The 15,035-nt window shown below is 72.4% G+C and carries 12 protein-coding genes; 9 read left to right on the top strand and 3 right to left on the bottom strand.

All coding sequences use genetic code 11. From position 1 onward, the window contains the following. The first annotated feature begins 62 nt into the window (after positions 1-62). From ACWEV0_RS04405 to ACWEV0_RS04415, 3 genes are all read left to right on the top strand, one after another. Positions 63-803, top strand: a complete 741-nt coding sequence (locus ACWEV0_RS04405; RefSeq protein ID WP_453146346.1) for a hypothetical protein — start codon at positions 63-65, stop codon at positions 801-803. Between the two features lie 136 nt (positions 804-939). Continuing rightward, on the top strand, positions 940-1,812 hold the full coding sequence (locus ACWEV0_RS04410; RefSeq protein ID WP_453146348.1) for a S1 family peptidase: 873 nt from the start codon (positions 940-942) through the stop codon (positions 1,810-1,812). Between the two features lie 90 nt (positions 1,813-1,902). Next, complete coding sequence (locus ACWEV0_RS04415) at positions 1,903-3,009, top strand: calcium:proton antiporter (RefSeq protein WP_453146350.1); 1,107 nt, start codon at positions 1,903-1,905, stop codon at positions 3,007-3,009. Between the two features lie 11 nt (positions 3,010-3,020). On the opposite strand, the gene ACWEV0_RS04420 is transcribed toward ACWEV0_RS04415, so the two are convergent. Next, complete coding sequence (locus ACWEV0_RS04420; RefSeq protein ID WP_453146351.1) at positions 3,021-5,450, bottom strand: penicillin acylase family protein; 2,430 nt, start codon at positions 5,448-5,450, stop codon at positions 3,021-3,023. A 199-nt stretch (positions 5,451-5,649) separates the two neighbouring features. Between ACWEV0_RS04420 and ACWEV0_RS04425 the strand changes: the two genes are divergently transcribed. Continuing rightward, the gene (locus tag ACWEV0_RS04425; protein WP_453146353.1) at positions 5,650-7,194 is read left to right on the top strand and encodes a fatty acyl-CoA synthetase; all 1,545 of its coding nucleotides are present in this window, start codon (positions 5,650-5,652) and stop codon (positions 7,192-7,194) included. Between the two features lie 178 nt (positions 7,195-7,372). Here the strand turns inward: ACWEV0_RS04425 and paaK are convergent, their stop codons facing one another. After that, the gene (gene paaK / locus ACWEV0_RS04430; protein WP_453146355.1) at positions 7,373-8,671 is read right to left on the bottom strand and encodes a phenylacetate--CoA ligase PaaK; all 1,299 of its coding nucleotides are present in this window, start codon (positions 8,669-8,671) and stop codon (positions 7,373-7,375) included. Between the two features lie 332 nt (positions 8,672-9,003). Here paaK and ACWEV0_RS04435 point away from each other — a divergent pair, with 332 nt between their 5' ends. The 5 genes from ACWEV0_RS04435 (at position 9,004) to ACWEV0_RS04455 (ending at position 14,101) form a co-directional block, all read left to right on the top strand. Continuing rightward, a complete protein-coding gene (locus tag ACWEV0_RS04435; protein ID WP_453146403.1) occupies positions 9,004-10,164 on the top strand; it encodes a type III polyketide synthase in 1,161 nt (386 codons plus the stop codon). Beyond that, positions 10,161-11,384 carry a cytochrome P450 gene (locus ACWEV0_RS04440; RefSeq protein ID WP_453146357.1) on the top strand — a complete coding sequence of 408 codons (1,224 nt, stop codon included), beginning with the start codon at positions 10,161-10,163 and terminating at the stop codon, positions 11,382-11,384. Before ACWEV0_RS04435 ends, ACWEV0_RS04440 begins: the two co-directional genes overlap by 4 nt. Positions 11,385-11,400: 16 nt before the next feature. Then, positions 11,401-11,952 carry a cupin domain-containing protein gene (locus tag ACWEV0_RS04445; protein ID WP_453146358.1) on the top strand — a complete coding sequence of 184 codons (552 nt, stop codon included), beginning with the start codon at positions 11,401-11,403 and terminating at the stop codon, positions 11,950-11,952. Further along, the gene (locus ACWEV0_RS04450; RefSeq protein WP_453146359.1) at positions 11,949-13,190 is read left to right on the top strand and encodes a cytochrome P450; all 1,242 of its coding nucleotides are present in this window, start codon (positions 11,949-11,951) and stop codon (positions 13,188-13,190) included. The genes ACWEV0_RS04445 and ACWEV0_RS04450 overlap by 4 nt, the downstream gene beginning before the upstream one ends. Before the next feature lie 134 nt (positions 13,191-13,324). Next, positions 13,325-14,101: a GNAT family N-acetyltransferase gene (locus tag ACWEV0_RS04455; protein WP_453146360.1), complete on the top strand. Its 777-nt coding sequence runs from the start codon at positions 13,325-13,327 to the stop codon at positions 14,099-14,101. Here ACWEV0_RS04455 and ACWEV0_RS04460 read toward each other — a convergent pair. Further along, a complete protein-coding gene (locus tag ACWEV0_RS04460) occupies positions 14,098-14,943 on the bottom strand; it encodes a pentapeptide repeat-containing protein (RefSeq protein WP_453146362.1) in 846 nt (281 codons plus the stop codon). The genes ACWEV0_RS04455 and ACWEV0_RS04460 overlap by 4 nt on opposite strands. Positions 14,944-15,035 lie beyond the last annotated feature (92 nt).

A 15,035-nucleotide genomic window follows, 5' to 3' on the forward strand; every position in this document is an offset into this window, starting at 1 on the left:
CACTCCCCTAAGATCACATAGGTCTTGATCGACATCGACGGATCCCGGGGGAATCGGCGGACATGAGTGCATGGCGGACGACCGCGGCGGTGCTGACCGTGGGGCTGGCCCTGGCCGGCTGCGGCACGCAGCAGCAGGCGGATGGACAGCCGGGGGAGCACGGCAAGGCCGCGACACCGACGGCGCGGCAGCCCGGCACGACGGGTGGTGAGGGGTCGACGGCGCGGGAGCTCGCCGCCGACCCCGGCACCCGCTACACCAAGATCGTCGTGCCGACGACGATGGAGGGCCAGGTGTGCGACGAGGGCGACGGGGGCTTCCACTTCGGCAGCGACCTCGACATGAGCGTCACCGGCGACGACGGCCTGAAGGAGATCGAGGACGACGGCGGTGACATCGCGGACGAGATCTCCTGCTCGGGCAGCCCCCAGATCATCCTCCGCAAGGGCACCCGGTCGGCGGCGGCGCCCACCTTCACCGCCCGGACGAAGCTGTACGAGAAGATCCAGGACCCCAAGGCGTCCGTGGAAAGGATCTTCGGCGACTCGATGCGCCTCGGCGAGAGCTACGGCCGCAACCTCGTCGGCAAGCCGCAACTCGTCACCAGCCGCACGATGGTGACGAAGTGCCAGCAGAACGTCGCGGACACCTTCCCCATGACCACCTGTCTGTGGGCCAACTACGGGGCGGCCGGCGTCGTCGACTTCTTCCCCTTCGACGGGCAGTACATCCCGGTCGCGTCGGCCTCCCGGCTGACCCAGGACTTCGTCACCCGCGCCCTCGGCCTCCCCGCCGGGTCCTGACCGGCCCCTGCCGCCGCGTGATCTCGCCAACGCGGCGGCAGATACGCCCTCTTGTCAGCCGGCACCGAACCTTTCGAGAATGCTCATGACAACCGGAGGATCTCCGGTTGCACATCATGCAGAGGGGAACCCCCACATGAAGAAGCCTCTCGTCGGTGCCCTGCTCGCCCTGCTCCTCACCGGAGCGGCGGCAGCCCCGGCCGTGGCGGCCGCGCCGTCGGACACGGTCGCACAGGCCCCGGCATCCGCACCGCGCAGCGCGTCCACGACGGTCGCCGCCGTCGACTTCGCCGGCACGGTCGCGCTCAGCAACTGTTCCGGGTCCGTCGTGCGCATGCCCAACTCCCAGCCGAACGACTACGCGCTCGTCCTCTCCAACGGCCACTGCCTGGAGACCGGCTTCCCGGCGCCCGGCCAGGTCGTCATGAACAAGCGCTCCACCCGCTCGTTCACGCTGCTCAACTCGGCCGGCACCGGTGTCGGCACCCTGCGCGCCAGCAAGATCGCTTACGGCACGATGACCGACACGGACATATCGATCTACCAGCTGACCAAGACGTACGCGCAGATCCAGAGCACGTACGGGATCAGCGCCCTCACGCTCGCCGACACCCACCCGGTGGCGGGCACGCCGATCACCGTCGTGTCCGGGTACTGGAAGCGGACCTACAGCTGCGACATCGACGGGTTCGTCTACCGCCTCGAAGAGGGCGACTGGACCTGGAAGGACTCGGTCCGCTACACCTCGACCTGCAACACCATCGGCGGCACCTCCGGCTCGCCGGTCATCGACCGGAACACCGGCAAGGTCGTCGCCGTCAACAACACGGGTAACGAGGACGGGCAGAGCTGCACCGTGAACAACCCGTGCGAGGTCGACGAGAACGGCAACGTGACGGTCCGCCAGGGCATCAACTACGCCCAGGAGACCTACCAGATCGTCCCCTGCGTCGGCGCCGGCAACGTCATCGACCTGAACCGCTCCGGCTGCACCCTGCCGAAGCCGTAACACCCCACAGTTCGCCCGCCCCTGTCCGCCGTGTACGCACCGAACGCGGCGGACAGAGGCATTTCTCCCCATTGTGGCAGGATTCGGGGCATGAGTTCGAGCACCGCAGCACTGGCACGGCAGTGGACCACCTGGGGACCGGTCGTCGCGGCCGTCGGCCTCGCCCTCGGCTGGGGGCGCGACCTTCCCGGCTTCGCGGTGGTGCTGATCGTGCTCTGCCTCTTCGCGGCCGTCCTCTCCGCCGTGCACCACGCCGAGGTCATCGCCCACCGCGTCGGCGAACCCTACGGCTCCCTCGTGCTCGCGGTCGCGGTCACCGTCATCGAGGTCGGGCTGATCGTCATGCTGATGATCGGCGGCGGCGACAAGGCGAGCAGCTACGCCCGGGACACGGTCTTCGCCGCCGTGATGATCACGTGCAACGGCATCGTCGGCCTCTCCCTGCTCGTCGGCGCGCTGCGCAACCGGGTCGCCGTCTTCAACGCGGAGGGCTCCGGCGGCGAACTCGCCATCGTCTGCACTCTCGCGACCATGACCCTGGTCCTGCCGACCTTCACCACGACCCACCCCGGCCCCGAGTTCTCCTCCGGACAGCTGGCCTTCGCCGCCGTCTCCTCGCTCCTCCTCTACGGGGTCTTCGTCGCCGTCCAGACGGTCCGGCACCGCGACTACTTCCTGCCCGTGCCCCGGCCCGGCCAGGAGGACCGGGCGGCGGAGGACGAGCACGCCGAGCCGCCGTCCCTGGGCGAGACCTGGTTCAGCCTCGCGCTGCTCGTGGTCGCCCTGGTCGCCGTCGTCGGCAACGCCAAGCTCGTCTCGCCGACCATCGAGGACGCCGTCGCCTCCGCCGGCCTGCCCAAGGCCGTCGTCGGCGTCGTCATCGCCCTCATGGTGCTGCTGCCCGAGACGCTCGCGGCCGTGCGGGCGGCAAGCCGCGACCGGATGCAGACCAGCATGAACCTCGCGTACGGCTCCGCCATCGCCAGCATCGGCCTCACGATCCCTGCGATCGCGCTCGCCTCCGTGTGGCTGGAGGGACCCCTGATCCTGGGTCTGGGGCCCCTCCACATGGTGCTGTTCGTGCTCACGGCGGTGGTGAGCGCCCTGACCGTGGTCCCCGGGCGCGCCACCCTCCTCCAGGGCAGCGTCCATCTCTCGATCTTCGCCGCCTTCGTGTTCCTGTCGTTCAGCCCCTGATCAGCCGGTGATCAGCCCCGGACGACCACCACCCGGAGGTCCGGCGAGCGCAGGATGTCCTTCTCGCAGAACCGCGAGGTCACCCAGCGCTCGTCCGAGAACAGCCGCGTCTGGTCGCTGTAGTGCGGCGAGGCGGGGTTCGAGGACTGCGAGTAGGTCAGCAGGGTGCGGGCCACCGGGCAGCGGCTGCCGTCCCAGCCGACCGCCTGTATGTGGCTGGAGCCGTGCGCGACCTCCGCGTAGCCGCCGCCCGCCGCATTCCAGACGGCCTCCGTCTTGTTCCAGACGCCGAGCGCCTCGGTACCGCCGCCGACCGGTATCCGCGCCCCGTTCCGCACCACGAAGTGGTGCTCCCCGAACGGCGCGTCGAGCGCGATCCCGGCGGCCCGCAGCTCCGCCACCGCGTCCTTCAGCGCCTTGGCGAAGGCGGGGGAGTCGGTGTTGAGCGTGTTCGGGGTGTGCACCGGGTCGGCCGTCGAGAACGGCACCCGCCACTGCTCGGCCGGCGGCGCCGAGGCCGTGAACCGACGCCAGAAGCGGTCGAAGAGCAGCGCGCCCCGGCTGTCCGCGTTCGCCGTACGGTCCCAGGCGCCGAGCACCCGGCACGGCTCCGGGTCGTCGGGGAGCACCGCCGCACAGGCGCGGGCGGTGTCCGCCGCGGCCAGATCGGCGGCCGGGACCCGGTTCGCGAACTGCTGCCGCTGCAGATCGGCCACGGTGAGACCGCCGCGCCCGGCCATCGCGGCCACGTCCTCGATGGCGCCCCGGGTGCGCAGCGAGCGCGCGGTGCCGATGTTGCCGAAGACCCGCTCGTAGCCGGCGAACGGCCGGTCCGCGTTGGCCAGCCAGGCGCTGTCGTTGGAGTTCTCCACGTACGGGGCGTCCCGCAGCACCGGCATCCGCGCCGGACCGAAGATCCCCGGCTGCACCGCGTCGGGATCCGAGCCGGGCACGCAGTCGCCGCGCGAGCCGTCGAGCACCGCGAAGCCCGAGGACGGATACGTCGCCCGGCCGAGCGGCGTCGAACAGCGCGCCACCAGCTCGTCGGTGATCCGCGGCAGCACCTGCGCCTGCGCGAACAGCGTGTGCCCGGCCGCGTCGGCGGCGATCGTGTTCACCCACGGCAGGCCCTGCGTACGGGCCAGGGCCTTCACCATGTCGCCGGTGGAACGTGACTTCGCGAGGCCGAGTGCGGTGTCCGAGGCCCGCAGGTTGGCGGCGTTGGGGTCGTTCATCGCGAAGGCCGTCGTCGCCGTCCACGGCAGCGGCAGCCCGGTGCCGATCCCGGTGACGACCGGTCCGAACCGGGTCCACCACTGCGTACGGGTGACCGGGGCGCCGTCCTTGACCGCGACCGTGACCGTGCGCGGGGTCATCCGCTCCGGCCTGCCGTCCACGAGATACGCGGTGGGGTCGGCCGGGTCGAGGGTCAGCTGGTGCATGTTGAGCGCGACACCGGTGGCGACCGTGTGGCTCCAGGCCACCTTGTCGTTGAAGCCGATGCTGACGAGCGTGGAGCCGAGCAGGGCGGCGCCGGAGACGTTCAGCTCGCCCGGGATGGTCTGCTGCGACTGCCAGAAGCGCCGGCCGCCCTGCCACGGGTAGTGCGGATTGCCGAGCAGCAGCCCGCGCCCGTCGGCCGTGGTGGAGCCCTGGAAGGCGACCGCGTTGGAACCCATGGTCGCGTTCTCGGCCGAGAACAGCTCGCGGGCGGCGGCCGCGGTGCGCGCGGGGTCGGGGGACTCCGCGGCACGGGCCGTGCCGGGCGCGACGGACGAGGTGGGGGCCGTGGGCGCGGCCGGGGGCTGGGCGACGGTGATGCCGTCCACGGCCCGGCCCTCGCCGCCGAGTATCGACAGCGCCCAGCCGCGCCGGGCCACGTCGAGCGCGGTGACCGGGCGGACCCACTCCTGGCCCGCGCAGGCCGGATCCGTGATCCGGTTCCTGCGCAGCCAGGCGTTGTAACCGGCCGCCCAGCCCCGCATCAGCTCCTTGAGCTGCCGGCTCGGCCCGGCGGGCGCGGGCGTGGCCACCAGGGCCTCGACGGTGCCCGCGTCCTTGACGCCGCGGAAGAAGAGGTCGCTGGAGAGGTTCTTCGACGCCGCCGACAGGGAGCCGTCGGGCGCGGCGTCGGCGCCGAACCAGCGGGAGCGCTCGCCGTCGAGGGTCACGAAGCCGTCGGCGAGGGTGCACACCTGGTCGGCGGCCTGCGCCCAGCCGGTGCCGAAGCCGAGGTTCGCGTAGTCCTTGGCGACGATGTGCGGGATGCCGTACTCGGTGTACCGGATGACCGCCGACAGGCCGTGGTCGCGCGCCTCCACGTCCGCGGCGGCGGTGGCGGCGCCGGCGGAAGCGGGCAGCGAGGCGGTGACGGTGGCGAGGGCCGCGCCGAGGAGCGCGAGGCGTTTCAGGCGGGCGGGCAAGAAGGTGCGGAAGTGCAAGGTGCCTCCCAACGGACAGCAGATGACTGCGGGTTGAACCATCACACACCGCTGAGCGCACGCTCTTCAACATCCCGTTCGGTATCTCAGGGTCGCTTCCGGGTACTCCCGGAGAGGCGGCTCCGGGAACCCCGGAAGGACGCCCCAGGGTCGTCCGGGTACTTGACCGGCCGCCCCACCCCGCCGAAGATCTCCAGCCATGGAGCGCATGGACCGCATGGACCCGCAACTGCTCACCGGAACGGTCGACGACGTGCTGCGCACGAGCGCCAGGCGCGTCCCCGACCGGATCGCCCTCCGGTACGGCGAGCGGACCTGGACGTACGCGGAGCTGGACGTCGCCGTCACCGAGGCGGCGGCCGTCCTGCGGGAGCGCTGGGGGCTCCAGGAGAACGACCGGGTCGCGACCTACGCCCACAACTCCGACGCCTACCTCGTCGCGTTCCTCGCCTGCGCCCGCGCCGGCCTCGTCCACGTACCGGTCAACCACCACCTCACGGGCGACGACCTCGCCTACGTCCTGCGTCAGTCGGGCAGTTCGCTGGTCCTCGCCGATCCGGCTCTCGCCGGCCGCGTGCCCGACGACTTCTCCGTACGGCCGCTGCGGGACACCGAGGACTCGTTCCTCGCCGCGCTCGCCGGGCCCGCGCTCGCCGGGCCCGACCCCGGCGCCGACTCGTACCAGGCGGACCGGGACGCCCGCGACCTCGTGCAGTTGCTCTACACGTCGGGCACCACCGCCCTGCCCAAGGGCGCGATGATGACCCACCGGGCCCTGGTCCACGAGTACGCGAGCGCGATCGAGGCGCTCGACCTGCACGAGGACGACCGGCCCGTGCACGCGCTGCCGCTCTACCACTCGGCCCAGATGCACGTCTTCCTGCTGCCGTACCTGGCGGTCGGCGCCGAGAACACCGTCGTCGACGGCCCCGACCCGGCCGTCCTCTTCGACCTGATCGGGTCGGGCCGCTGCGACAGCCTGTTCGCGCCGCCCACGGTCTGGATCGGCCTCGCCGGACACCCCGAGTTCGCCGCCCGCGACCTCTCCGCCCTCCGCAAGGCGTACTACGGCGCATCGATCATGCCGGTTCCGGTCCTGGAGGGCCTGCGCGGCCGGCTGCCCGCCCTCCGCTTCTACAACTGCTTCGGCCAGTCGGAGATCGGCCCCCTCGCCACCGTCCTCGGCCCGGACGAGCACGAGGGCCGGATGGACTCCTGCGGCCGCCCGGTCCGCCACGTCCAGGCGCGGATCGTCGACGAGCACGGCAAGGACGTTCCGGACGGCACGCCCGGTGAAGTGGTCTACCGAAGCCCCCAGTTGTGTGAGGGCTACTGGGAGAAGCCGGAGGAGACGAAGGAGGCCTTCCGTGACGGCTGGTTCCGCTCGGGCGACCTCGCCGTCCGGGACGCCGAGGGCTACTTCACGGTCGTCGACCGGGTGAAGGACGTCATCAACTCCGGCGGCGTCCTCGTCGCCTCCCGCCAGGTCGAGGACGCCCTCTACACCCACCCCGCAGTCGCCGAGGCCGCCGTCGTCGGCCTCCCCGACGCCCGCTGGATCGAGGCCGTCACCGCCTTCGTCGTCCCCCGCGCCGACGTCACCGAGGCCGAACTCCTCGCCCATGCCCGCGAGAAGCTCGCCCACTTCAAGGCCCCGAAGCGGGTGATCCTCATCGACGCCCTGCCGCGCAACGCCAGCGGCAAGATCCTCAAGCGGGAGCTGCGCGAGCGCTACAAGGACTGACCCTCCCCAGCGCCGGACCGCCCCCTCCCGGACCGGCCCCCTCCCGGACCGGCCCCCTCCCGGACCGGCCCCCTCCCGGACCGGCCCCCTCCCGGACCGGCCGGCCCTCCGGCTCCCACCGGCCCTTCCGCTCCGGCCGGCCTCCCGGCTCCCACCGGCCCTTCCGCTCCGGCCGGCCCTACCGCTCCTGCGGGCCCTCCCGCAGGTCCACGATCCGCTTGATCTTGCCCACGCTGCGCTCCAGCGTCTCCGGGGCGACCACCTCCACCGTCACCGAGACGCCGATGCCGTCCTTGACCGCGGTGGTGATCGCCCGCGCCGCCTCCGCGCGCTGTTCCGGAGTGGCCTCCGGGCGGGCCTCGGCGCGGACCGTGAGCGCGTCGAGGCGGCCCTCCTTCGTCAGCCGGAGCTGGAAGTGCGGGGCCACGGCCGGCGTGCGCAGCACGATCTCCTCGATCTGGGTGGGGAAGAGGTTCACGCCGCGCAGGATGACCATGTCGTCGCTGCGGCCGGTGACCTTCTCCATCCTCCGGAAGACGCGCGCCGTGCCCGGCAGCAGCCGGGTCAGGTCGCGGGTGCGGTAGCGGACGACCGGCATGGCCTCCTTGGTGAGGGAGGTGAAGACCAGCTCGCCCTGTTCGCCGTCCGGCAGCACCTCGCCCGTGATCGGGTCGACGACCTCCGGGTAGAAGTGGTCCTCCCAGATGTGGAGCCCGTCCTTGGTCTCCACGCACTCCTGTGCCACGCCCGGCCCCATCACCTCCGACAGTCCGTAGATGTCGACGGCGTCGATCGCGAAGCGCTCCTCGATCTCCCGGCGCATCTCCTCGGTCCACGGCTCGGCGCCGAATATGCCGACCTTCAGGGACGTGCCGCGCGGGTCGACGCCCTGGCGCTCGAACTCGTCGAGCAGGGTGAGCATGTACGAGGGCGTCACCATGATGATCTCGGGGCGGAAGTCCTGGATGAGCTGGACCTGCCGGGCCGTCATGCCGCCGGACGCCGGGATGACCGTACAGCCGAGCCGTTCGGCACCGTAGTGCGCGCCGAGGCCGCCGGTGAACAGGCCGTACCCGTACGCCACATGGACCTTGTGGCCCGGCCGGCCGCCGGCCGCGCGGATCGAGCGCGCCACCACGTCGGCCCAGGTGTCGAGGTCCCGCTGGGTGTAGCCGACGACGGTGGGCCGGCCGGTGGTGCCGCTGGAGGCGTGCAGGCGGCGGATCTCGGACTGGTCGACGGCGAACATCCCGAACGGGTAGTGCTCGCGCAGATCGGTCTTGGCGGTGAAGGGGAAGCGGGCCAGGTCGGCGAGCGAGCGGCAGTCATCGGGCCGTACCCCCGCCTTGTCGAAGGACTGCCGGTAGAACGCCACGTTCTCGTAGGCGTGCCGCAGGGTCGCGCGCAGCCGCTCCAGCTGGAGTGCCTCCAGCTCGTCGCGGCTCAGCCGCTCGCCCGCGTCCAGCAGTTCGGTCATGCCCCACTCCCTCGCCTCACGCGCATACCGCGTTCCATCCGCCACAAAACGGACGACCGATCATTCGGTAGATCTTTACGGGGTCAGTAAAGCCGCTCGCCCCCCGGCCTTGGCAAGAGTCCGGGACGGGTTTTCTCCGCTCGTACACCTGCCTGAACCGCCGAGCGTAACGACCGCGCCCGCAGGTCACGAACCTCCGGACGAAGATCACACATTCGGGTGTGATTGTCCCCGCGAACGCCGGAACGGCGCGCCGCGAGGGAAAGCGGAACAGAAGATGTGGCCGTCCGGCTTCCCTCCCCACCCCCGGACGAATGGATCGTCAGACCGTCATGCCTGTCCTGTGCCGTCCCTCCGTCGCCGTGCCCGAACACACGATCAGCCGGCAGGAGACCCTCGACCTGGCCCGCACCCTGCACGCGGGACACGAGTCGCTGCCGCTCGTCCTGCGCCTGATCGCCAACACGGGCGTCGCCAAGCGGCATCTGGTGCAGCCCATCGAGGACACCCTCGCCCACCCCGGCTTCGAGGCCCGCAACGCGCGCTACGAGACCGAGGCCAAGGCCCGCGTCCCCGCTGTCGTCACCGAGGCCCTGCGCAACGCCGGCCTCGCCGCCCGCGACATCGACCTCATCGTCTACGTCTCGTGCACCGGCTTCATGATGCCCTCGCTCACCGCCTGGATGATCAACACCCTGGGCTTCCGCAGCGACACCCGGCAGCTGCCCATCGCCCAGCTCGGCTGCGCCGCCGGCGGAGCCGCCATCAACCGCGCCCACGACTTCTGCGCCGCCTACCCGGGCGCCAACGCGCTGATCGTCGCCTGCGAGTTCTGCTCCCTGTGCTACCAGCCCACCGACCTCAGCGTCGGCAACCTGCTGTCCAACGCCCTGTTCGGCGACGCCGTCGCCGCCGCGGTCGTCCGCGGCTCCGGCGGCACCGGCATCCGGCTCGAGGCGAACGGCTGCCACCTGGTCCCCGACACCGAGGACTGGATCGCCTACCGGGTCCGCGAGACCGGCTTCCACTTCATGCTCGACAAGCGCGTCCCCGGCACCATGGAGCAGCTCGCCCCCGCCCTCGTCGAGCTCGCCGCCCGGCACGGCCGGGACGCCGGCCGCCAGGACTTCTACATCGTCCACGCCGGCGGCCCCCGCATCCTCGACGACCTCGGCGCCCACCTGGGCGTCGCCCCCGAGCTGTTCCGCTTCAGCCGGGCCACCCTCACCGAGTACGGCAACATCGCCAGTGCCGTCGTCCTCGACGCGCTGCGCCGGCTCTTCGACGAGGGCGGCCCCGAGCCCGGCGCCACCGGCATCCTGGCCGGCTTCGGCCCCGGCATCACCGCCGAGATCTCCCTCGGCAGCTGGACCGTGACCGGGGCCCTCGTGCCCCCGCGCCACGAGACCCTCCCCCAGGACCTCCCCGACCTCGTTTCCTCCGATCTCCCCTTCGACAGCGCTCTCCCCACGACTGCGGCGGTGGCTTCATGACCACGACCACGAACCCCGACACCACCGACGAGCCCCAGGTGCACTTCTGGGCCGTCCCCGACCTCACCGGCCTCGACTTCGACCCGCTCCTCGCCAAGCTCCTGCACGAGGACCCGGTCACCCGGGTGCGCCTCCCGCACGGCGAGGGCCACGCCTGGCTCGTCACCCGCTACGAGGACGTCAAATTCGTCTCCGTCGACCCGCGGTTCAGCCGCCAGGCCGTCTACGGACGCTCCATCACCCGGCTCGCCCCCCACTTCATCCCCATGGAAGGCGCCGTCGGCTTCGCCGACCCGCCGGACCACACCCGGATGCGCCGGGTCGTCGCCCGCGCCTTCAGCGCCCGCGCGCTGCGCTCGCTCCGCGACCACGCCCAGGACGTGATGGACCGGCTGCTCGACCGGCTCGAACGGCAGGGCCCGCCCGCCGACCTCATGGAGCTGGTCAACCGGCCCTTCCCGCTCGCCATGGTCAGCGAACTCATGGGCGTCCCCGAGGGCGACCAGCCGCTGATGGCGAACTGGTCCGACACCATCATCTCGGCCGGCGCGGGCCGCGAGGCCAGCGAGCGCGCCAAGGGCGAGATGGGCCGCTACTTCGCCGAACTCATCGGCCGCAGCCACGGCACCGGCAAGGAGTTCCTCGCCGCCGTCCTCGCCGACGCGATCGACGACGACACCCTCGACGAGCAGGAGGCCGTCGGCCTCGCCGTCCTCATCCAGATCGGCGGCGCGCACGCCGTCCGCAACAACAGCGCCAACATGGTCTACGCGCTGCTCACCCACCCCGAGCACCTGGCCCGGCTGCGCGCCGAACCCGCACTGCTCCCGCAGGCCGTCGACGAGCTGCTCCGCTACATCCCGCACCGCAACGCCGTGGGCCTGTCCCGGATCGCGACGGAGGACGTCGAGGTCGGTGGGGTCAAGATCCCCCAGGGCGACCCCGTCTACGTCTCCTACCTCACCGCCAACCGCGACCCCGCCGTCTTCGCCGAGCCCGAGAAGCTCGACTTCGACCGCGGCTACAACCCGCACGTCGCGTTCGGCCACGGCCCGCACTACTGCCCCGGCTCCGCCCTCGCCCGCATCGAGTCCGAGATCCTCCTCGACACGCTGTGGACCCGCTTCCCGGACCTCCGCCTCGCCGTCCCGGAGGAGGAGATCCGCTGGCAGCGCGGCGCGCTGATCCGCGGCCCCGAGACCCTGCCCGTCACCTGGTGAGAGGACCGACGCGACGATGACCCTCAGCGGTCTCATCGTGCCACCGGGGGAGGGCAGGACCCTGTCCACCCCGGCCCAGCACGTCACCTTCAAAGTCACCGGCGAGCACACCACCACCGCCTCCACCTTCGAGGTGGTCGTCCCGCCGGGCTTCGACGTCGGCGCCCACACCCACGGCCGCGCCGAGGAGCTGTTCTACCTCCTCGAAGGCGAGCTCGACGTGCTCGCCTTCGAACCCGAGGTGCGCACCGCGGACAGCTGGCACGGCTGGCGCTCGGCCGACGGCCGGCGAGCGGTACGGGCCACCCCGGGCACGCTCATGCTCGTCCCGCCCGGCTGCCCGCACGCCTTCGCCAACCTCGGCGGCCGGCCCGCCCGCCTGCTCTTCCAGGTGGCGCCGCCCACGTACCACGAGACGTACTTCGAGGAGCTGATGGAGATTCTCGGCTCGGACGGCCCGGTCGACCACGAGGCCATCGAACAGCTCCGCATCCGCTACGACATCGAGCAGATCACCCCGCTCCGGCACGACGCCGGCGCCCGGGCGGAACGCACGGCCGCGCCATGACCCCGCACCCGCACCCGCACCCGTCCCCGTCCCCGTCCCCGTCCCACGGCCCGGTCGTCCACGACTGGGCCGTGGCCCCGCTGCGCGGCACCGACTTCGACCCGGTGCCGCACCGGCTCCTGCACGAGGAGCCCGTCGCCCGGATCCGGCTCCCGTACGGCGAGGGCCACGCCTGGCTCGTCACCCGCTACGAGGACGTCAAGCAGGTCGCCGCCGACCCGCGGTTCAGCCGGGCGCTCACCGTCGGCCGGCCCATCACCAGCACCACCCCGCACACCCTCGCCCCGGCCGGCGGCGTCGGCCGCGCCGACCCGCCCGACCACACCCGGCTGCGCAGGCTCATCGCCCCCACTTTCGGACGCCGCCGCATCACCGCCCTGCGGAACCACACCACCCGCAGGGCCGAACAGCTCGCCCTGCGCACCCTCGACACCGGACCGCCCGCCGACCTCGCCGAGACCTTCGTCGGTCCGCTCTCCGCGACCGTCGTCGCCGAACTCCTCGGCGTCCCCGCCGGCGACCTCGACCGCGTCGAGGAATGGCGCGCCGGGCTCCTCTCCCACGACACCACCGCCGCCGCAGGCGAGTCCGTCAAACGGGAGATCGCCGGCTACTTCGCCGACCTCGCCCGCCACCGCGCCGAGCACCCCGCCGACGACCTGATCAGCGAACTCGCCGCGGCCCGCGCCACCGGCGGCCTCAGCACCCCCGAACTGGTCTCCATGGCGGTCATGCTCACCCTCAACGGGCTCGACGCCGTCCGCAACATCGTCTCCACCATGCTGTACGTGCTGCTCACCCACCCCGAGCAGACCGCCAAGCTGCGCGCCGACCCCGCGCTGCTGCCCCGGGCCGTCGACGAGCTGCTCCGCTACATCCCGCAGCGCAACGGCGTCGGCATGCCCCGGGTCGCCACCGAGGACGTCGAGGTCGGCGGCGTCACCGTCCGGGCGGGCGAGGCCGTCCACGTCTTCTACCCGGCCGCCAACCGCGACCCCGCCGTCTACACCGACCCCGACCGGCTCGACCTCACCCGCGCCGAGGCCCCGCACCTCGCCTTCGGTCACGGCGCCCACTACTGCGCGGGCGCCCAGCTCGCCCGGATGGAGGCCGAGGTCATGCTCGCCACCCTGCTCGCCGGCTTCCCCGGCCTCGCGCTCGGCGTCCCGCCCGACCGGATCGCCTGGCGCACCGGCTCGGTCAACCGCGGACCCGAGACACTGCCCGTCACCTGGTGACCGAAGGAGCCTCCGAACAGGCCCACCTGGTGACCGGGGCACCTCCGAACTGGCCACCCGGTGACGGGGCGCTCTGAGCAGGGCCCGGCGTAATCCAGTGGCGCCATGACCTCGCCCGATGCTGGGGTGAGGCCATGGACCTCCACCAGACCCGTACCCTCTTCGACCAGCAGCTCCGCCTCGGCGCCCGCCCCGACGGGCCCGGCGCCCGCGTCGAACGCGACGGTCCCGTCGTCCGCCAGACGGGGCCCGCGCACGGCTGGAACGGCATCCTCTGGTCCGGCCTCGACGCGCACGACGCCGACGCCGTCATCGCCGCGCAGATCCGCCACTACCGGCTCGCCGGGCGTTCCTTCGAATGGAAGCTGTACGGCCACGACGGCCCAGCCGACCTCGCGGGGCGGTTGCTCGCCGCCGGTTTCACCGCCGAGGAGCCGGAGACCCTGATGGTCGCCGAGACCGCCGCCCTGCCCGCGCACGAGGGGCTGCCCGAAGGCGTCGAGCTGCGCGCGGTCACCGACGAGGCAGGGGTGGAGATGGTGGTGCGGGTCCACGAACTGGCCTTCGGCACCGACAGCTCCGCCCTCGGCCGCCGTCTGCTCGACCAGCTCGCCGAGACTCCCGGCACGGTCGCCGCGGTCGTCGCCCTCGCCGACGGCGAACCCGTCAGCGCCGCCCGCCTGGAGCTCGCGGAGGGCAGCGACTTCGCCGGCCTGTACGGCGGCGGCACCGTCGAGGGCTGGCGCGGCCGCGGCCTCTACCGGGCCCTGGTCGCCCATCGCGCCCGTATCGCCGCCGCCCGCGGCTACCGCTACCTCCAGGTCGACGCGGCCGACACCAGCCGCCCGATCCTGACGCGGCTCGGCTTCGCGGCGCTGACCACGACCACGCCCTGTACGTACGAGTTCTAGCGCGTCCAGTGCGCCGGGCGCTCGAAGCCCTCGGGCAGCCGGGTGGCCGCGTCGCCGCGGGCCGAGTTGAGCTGCGGCTGGGTGAGGAACAGCGCGCCGGTCAGGTCCGCGCCCGACAGATCGGCGTCCCGTAGGTCCGCGCCGATCAGATCGGCCAGCGAGAGGTCCGCCCCGCTCAGGTCCGCGGCGATCAGCAGCGCCCCGCGCAGGTCCGCGCCGCGCAGCTTCGCCCCGCGCAGCCGGGCGCCGATCAGGTCCGCGCCGCGCCTGCTCTTCGGCTTGCCGCCGGCCGCCGCCCGGACCAGGACGCTGCTCTTCAGGAGCAGCGGATTGACGTCGGCCCGCCCCGGGCCGACGTCCAGCTTCTCCAGGTCCGCCGCCGAGCCGTCCGTCAGCTCCGTCACCCGGGCCAGGGCACGGTCCAGGTCCCGGTGCAGCGAGCGCGTCGCGGTGAGCGCCCGGGCCTCGCTGAGGTAGCGCAGCAGCTCGTGCAGCTGGCGCATCACGGGGAACACCTCGTACATCTGCCGGGCGCTGTCCGGCGCCTCCCGCCAGGACACCCCGCGGAAGGTGACCTGCGAGACCTTCTGGCCGGCGCCGAAGCAGTCGTACACCGTGCAGCCGCGGAAGCCGCTGTCCCGCAGCCGGGTGTGGATGCCGCAGCGGAAGTCGTCCTGGAGGTTCCGGCAGGGATCGCCCGAGGACTTGTTCACCGCGAAGTCGCTGGACTTCGCGAAGGGCAGGGCCACACAGCAGAGCCCGAAGCAGTTCGCGCAGTCACCGCGCAGCTCGTCGTGGTGCGGCTCGTCGGGATGCGGCTCGGCCTGACGGGTCTCGGACACGGTGTGGCGGGTTCCTTCGCTGGTGGGGCGGACATCCCACCGTATCGCGCCCGGAGAGAACCCGATTGCCGCGCTCCTCGCCGGACGGACAT

The organism is Streptomyces sp. NPDC003943 (genome assembly GCF_053605265.1).

Bases quoted from the DNA above. Each gene is read 5' to 3' on its own strand.
- ACWEV0_RS04405 (WP_453146346.1), top strand. From the start codon at position 63: ATGAGTGCATGGCGGACGACCGCGGCGGTGCTGACCGTGGGGCTGGCC.
- ACWEV0_RS04410 (WP_453146348.1), top strand. From the start codon at position 940: ATGAAGAAGCCTCTCGTCGGTGCCCTGCTCGCCCTGCTCCTCACCGGA.
- ACWEV0_RS04415 (WP_453146350.1), top strand. From the start codon at position 1,903: ATGAGTTCGAGCACCGCAGCACTGGCACGGCAGTGGACCACCTGGGGA.
- ACWEV0_RS04425 (WP_453146353.1), top strand. From the start codon at position 5,650: ATGGAGCGCATGGACCGCATGGACCCGCAACTGCTCACCGGAACGGTC.
- paaK (WP_453146355.1), bottom strand. From the start codon at position 8,671: ATGACCGAACTGCTGGACGCGGGCGAGCGGCTGAGCCGCGACGAGCTG.
- ACWEV0_RS04435 (WP_453146403.1), top strand. From the start codon at position 9,004: ATGCCTGTCCTGTGCCGTCCCTCCGTCGCCGTGCCCGAACACACGATC.
- ACWEV0_RS04440 (WP_453146357.1), top strand. From the start codon at position 10,161: ATGACCACGACCACGAACCCCGACACCACCGACGAGCCCCAGGTGCAC.
- ACWEV0_RS04445 (WP_453146358.1), top strand. From the start codon at position 11,401: ATGACCCTCAGCGGTCTCATCGTGCCACCGGGGGAGGGCAGGACCCTG.
- ACWEV0_RS04450 (WP_453146359.1), top strand. From the start codon at position 11,949: ATGACCCCGCACCCGCACCCGCACCCGTCCCCGTCCCCGTCCCCGTCC.
- ACWEV0_RS04455 (WP_453146360.1), top strand. From the start codon at position 13,325: ATGGACCTCCACCAGACCCGTACCCTCTTCGACCAGCAGCTCCGCCTC.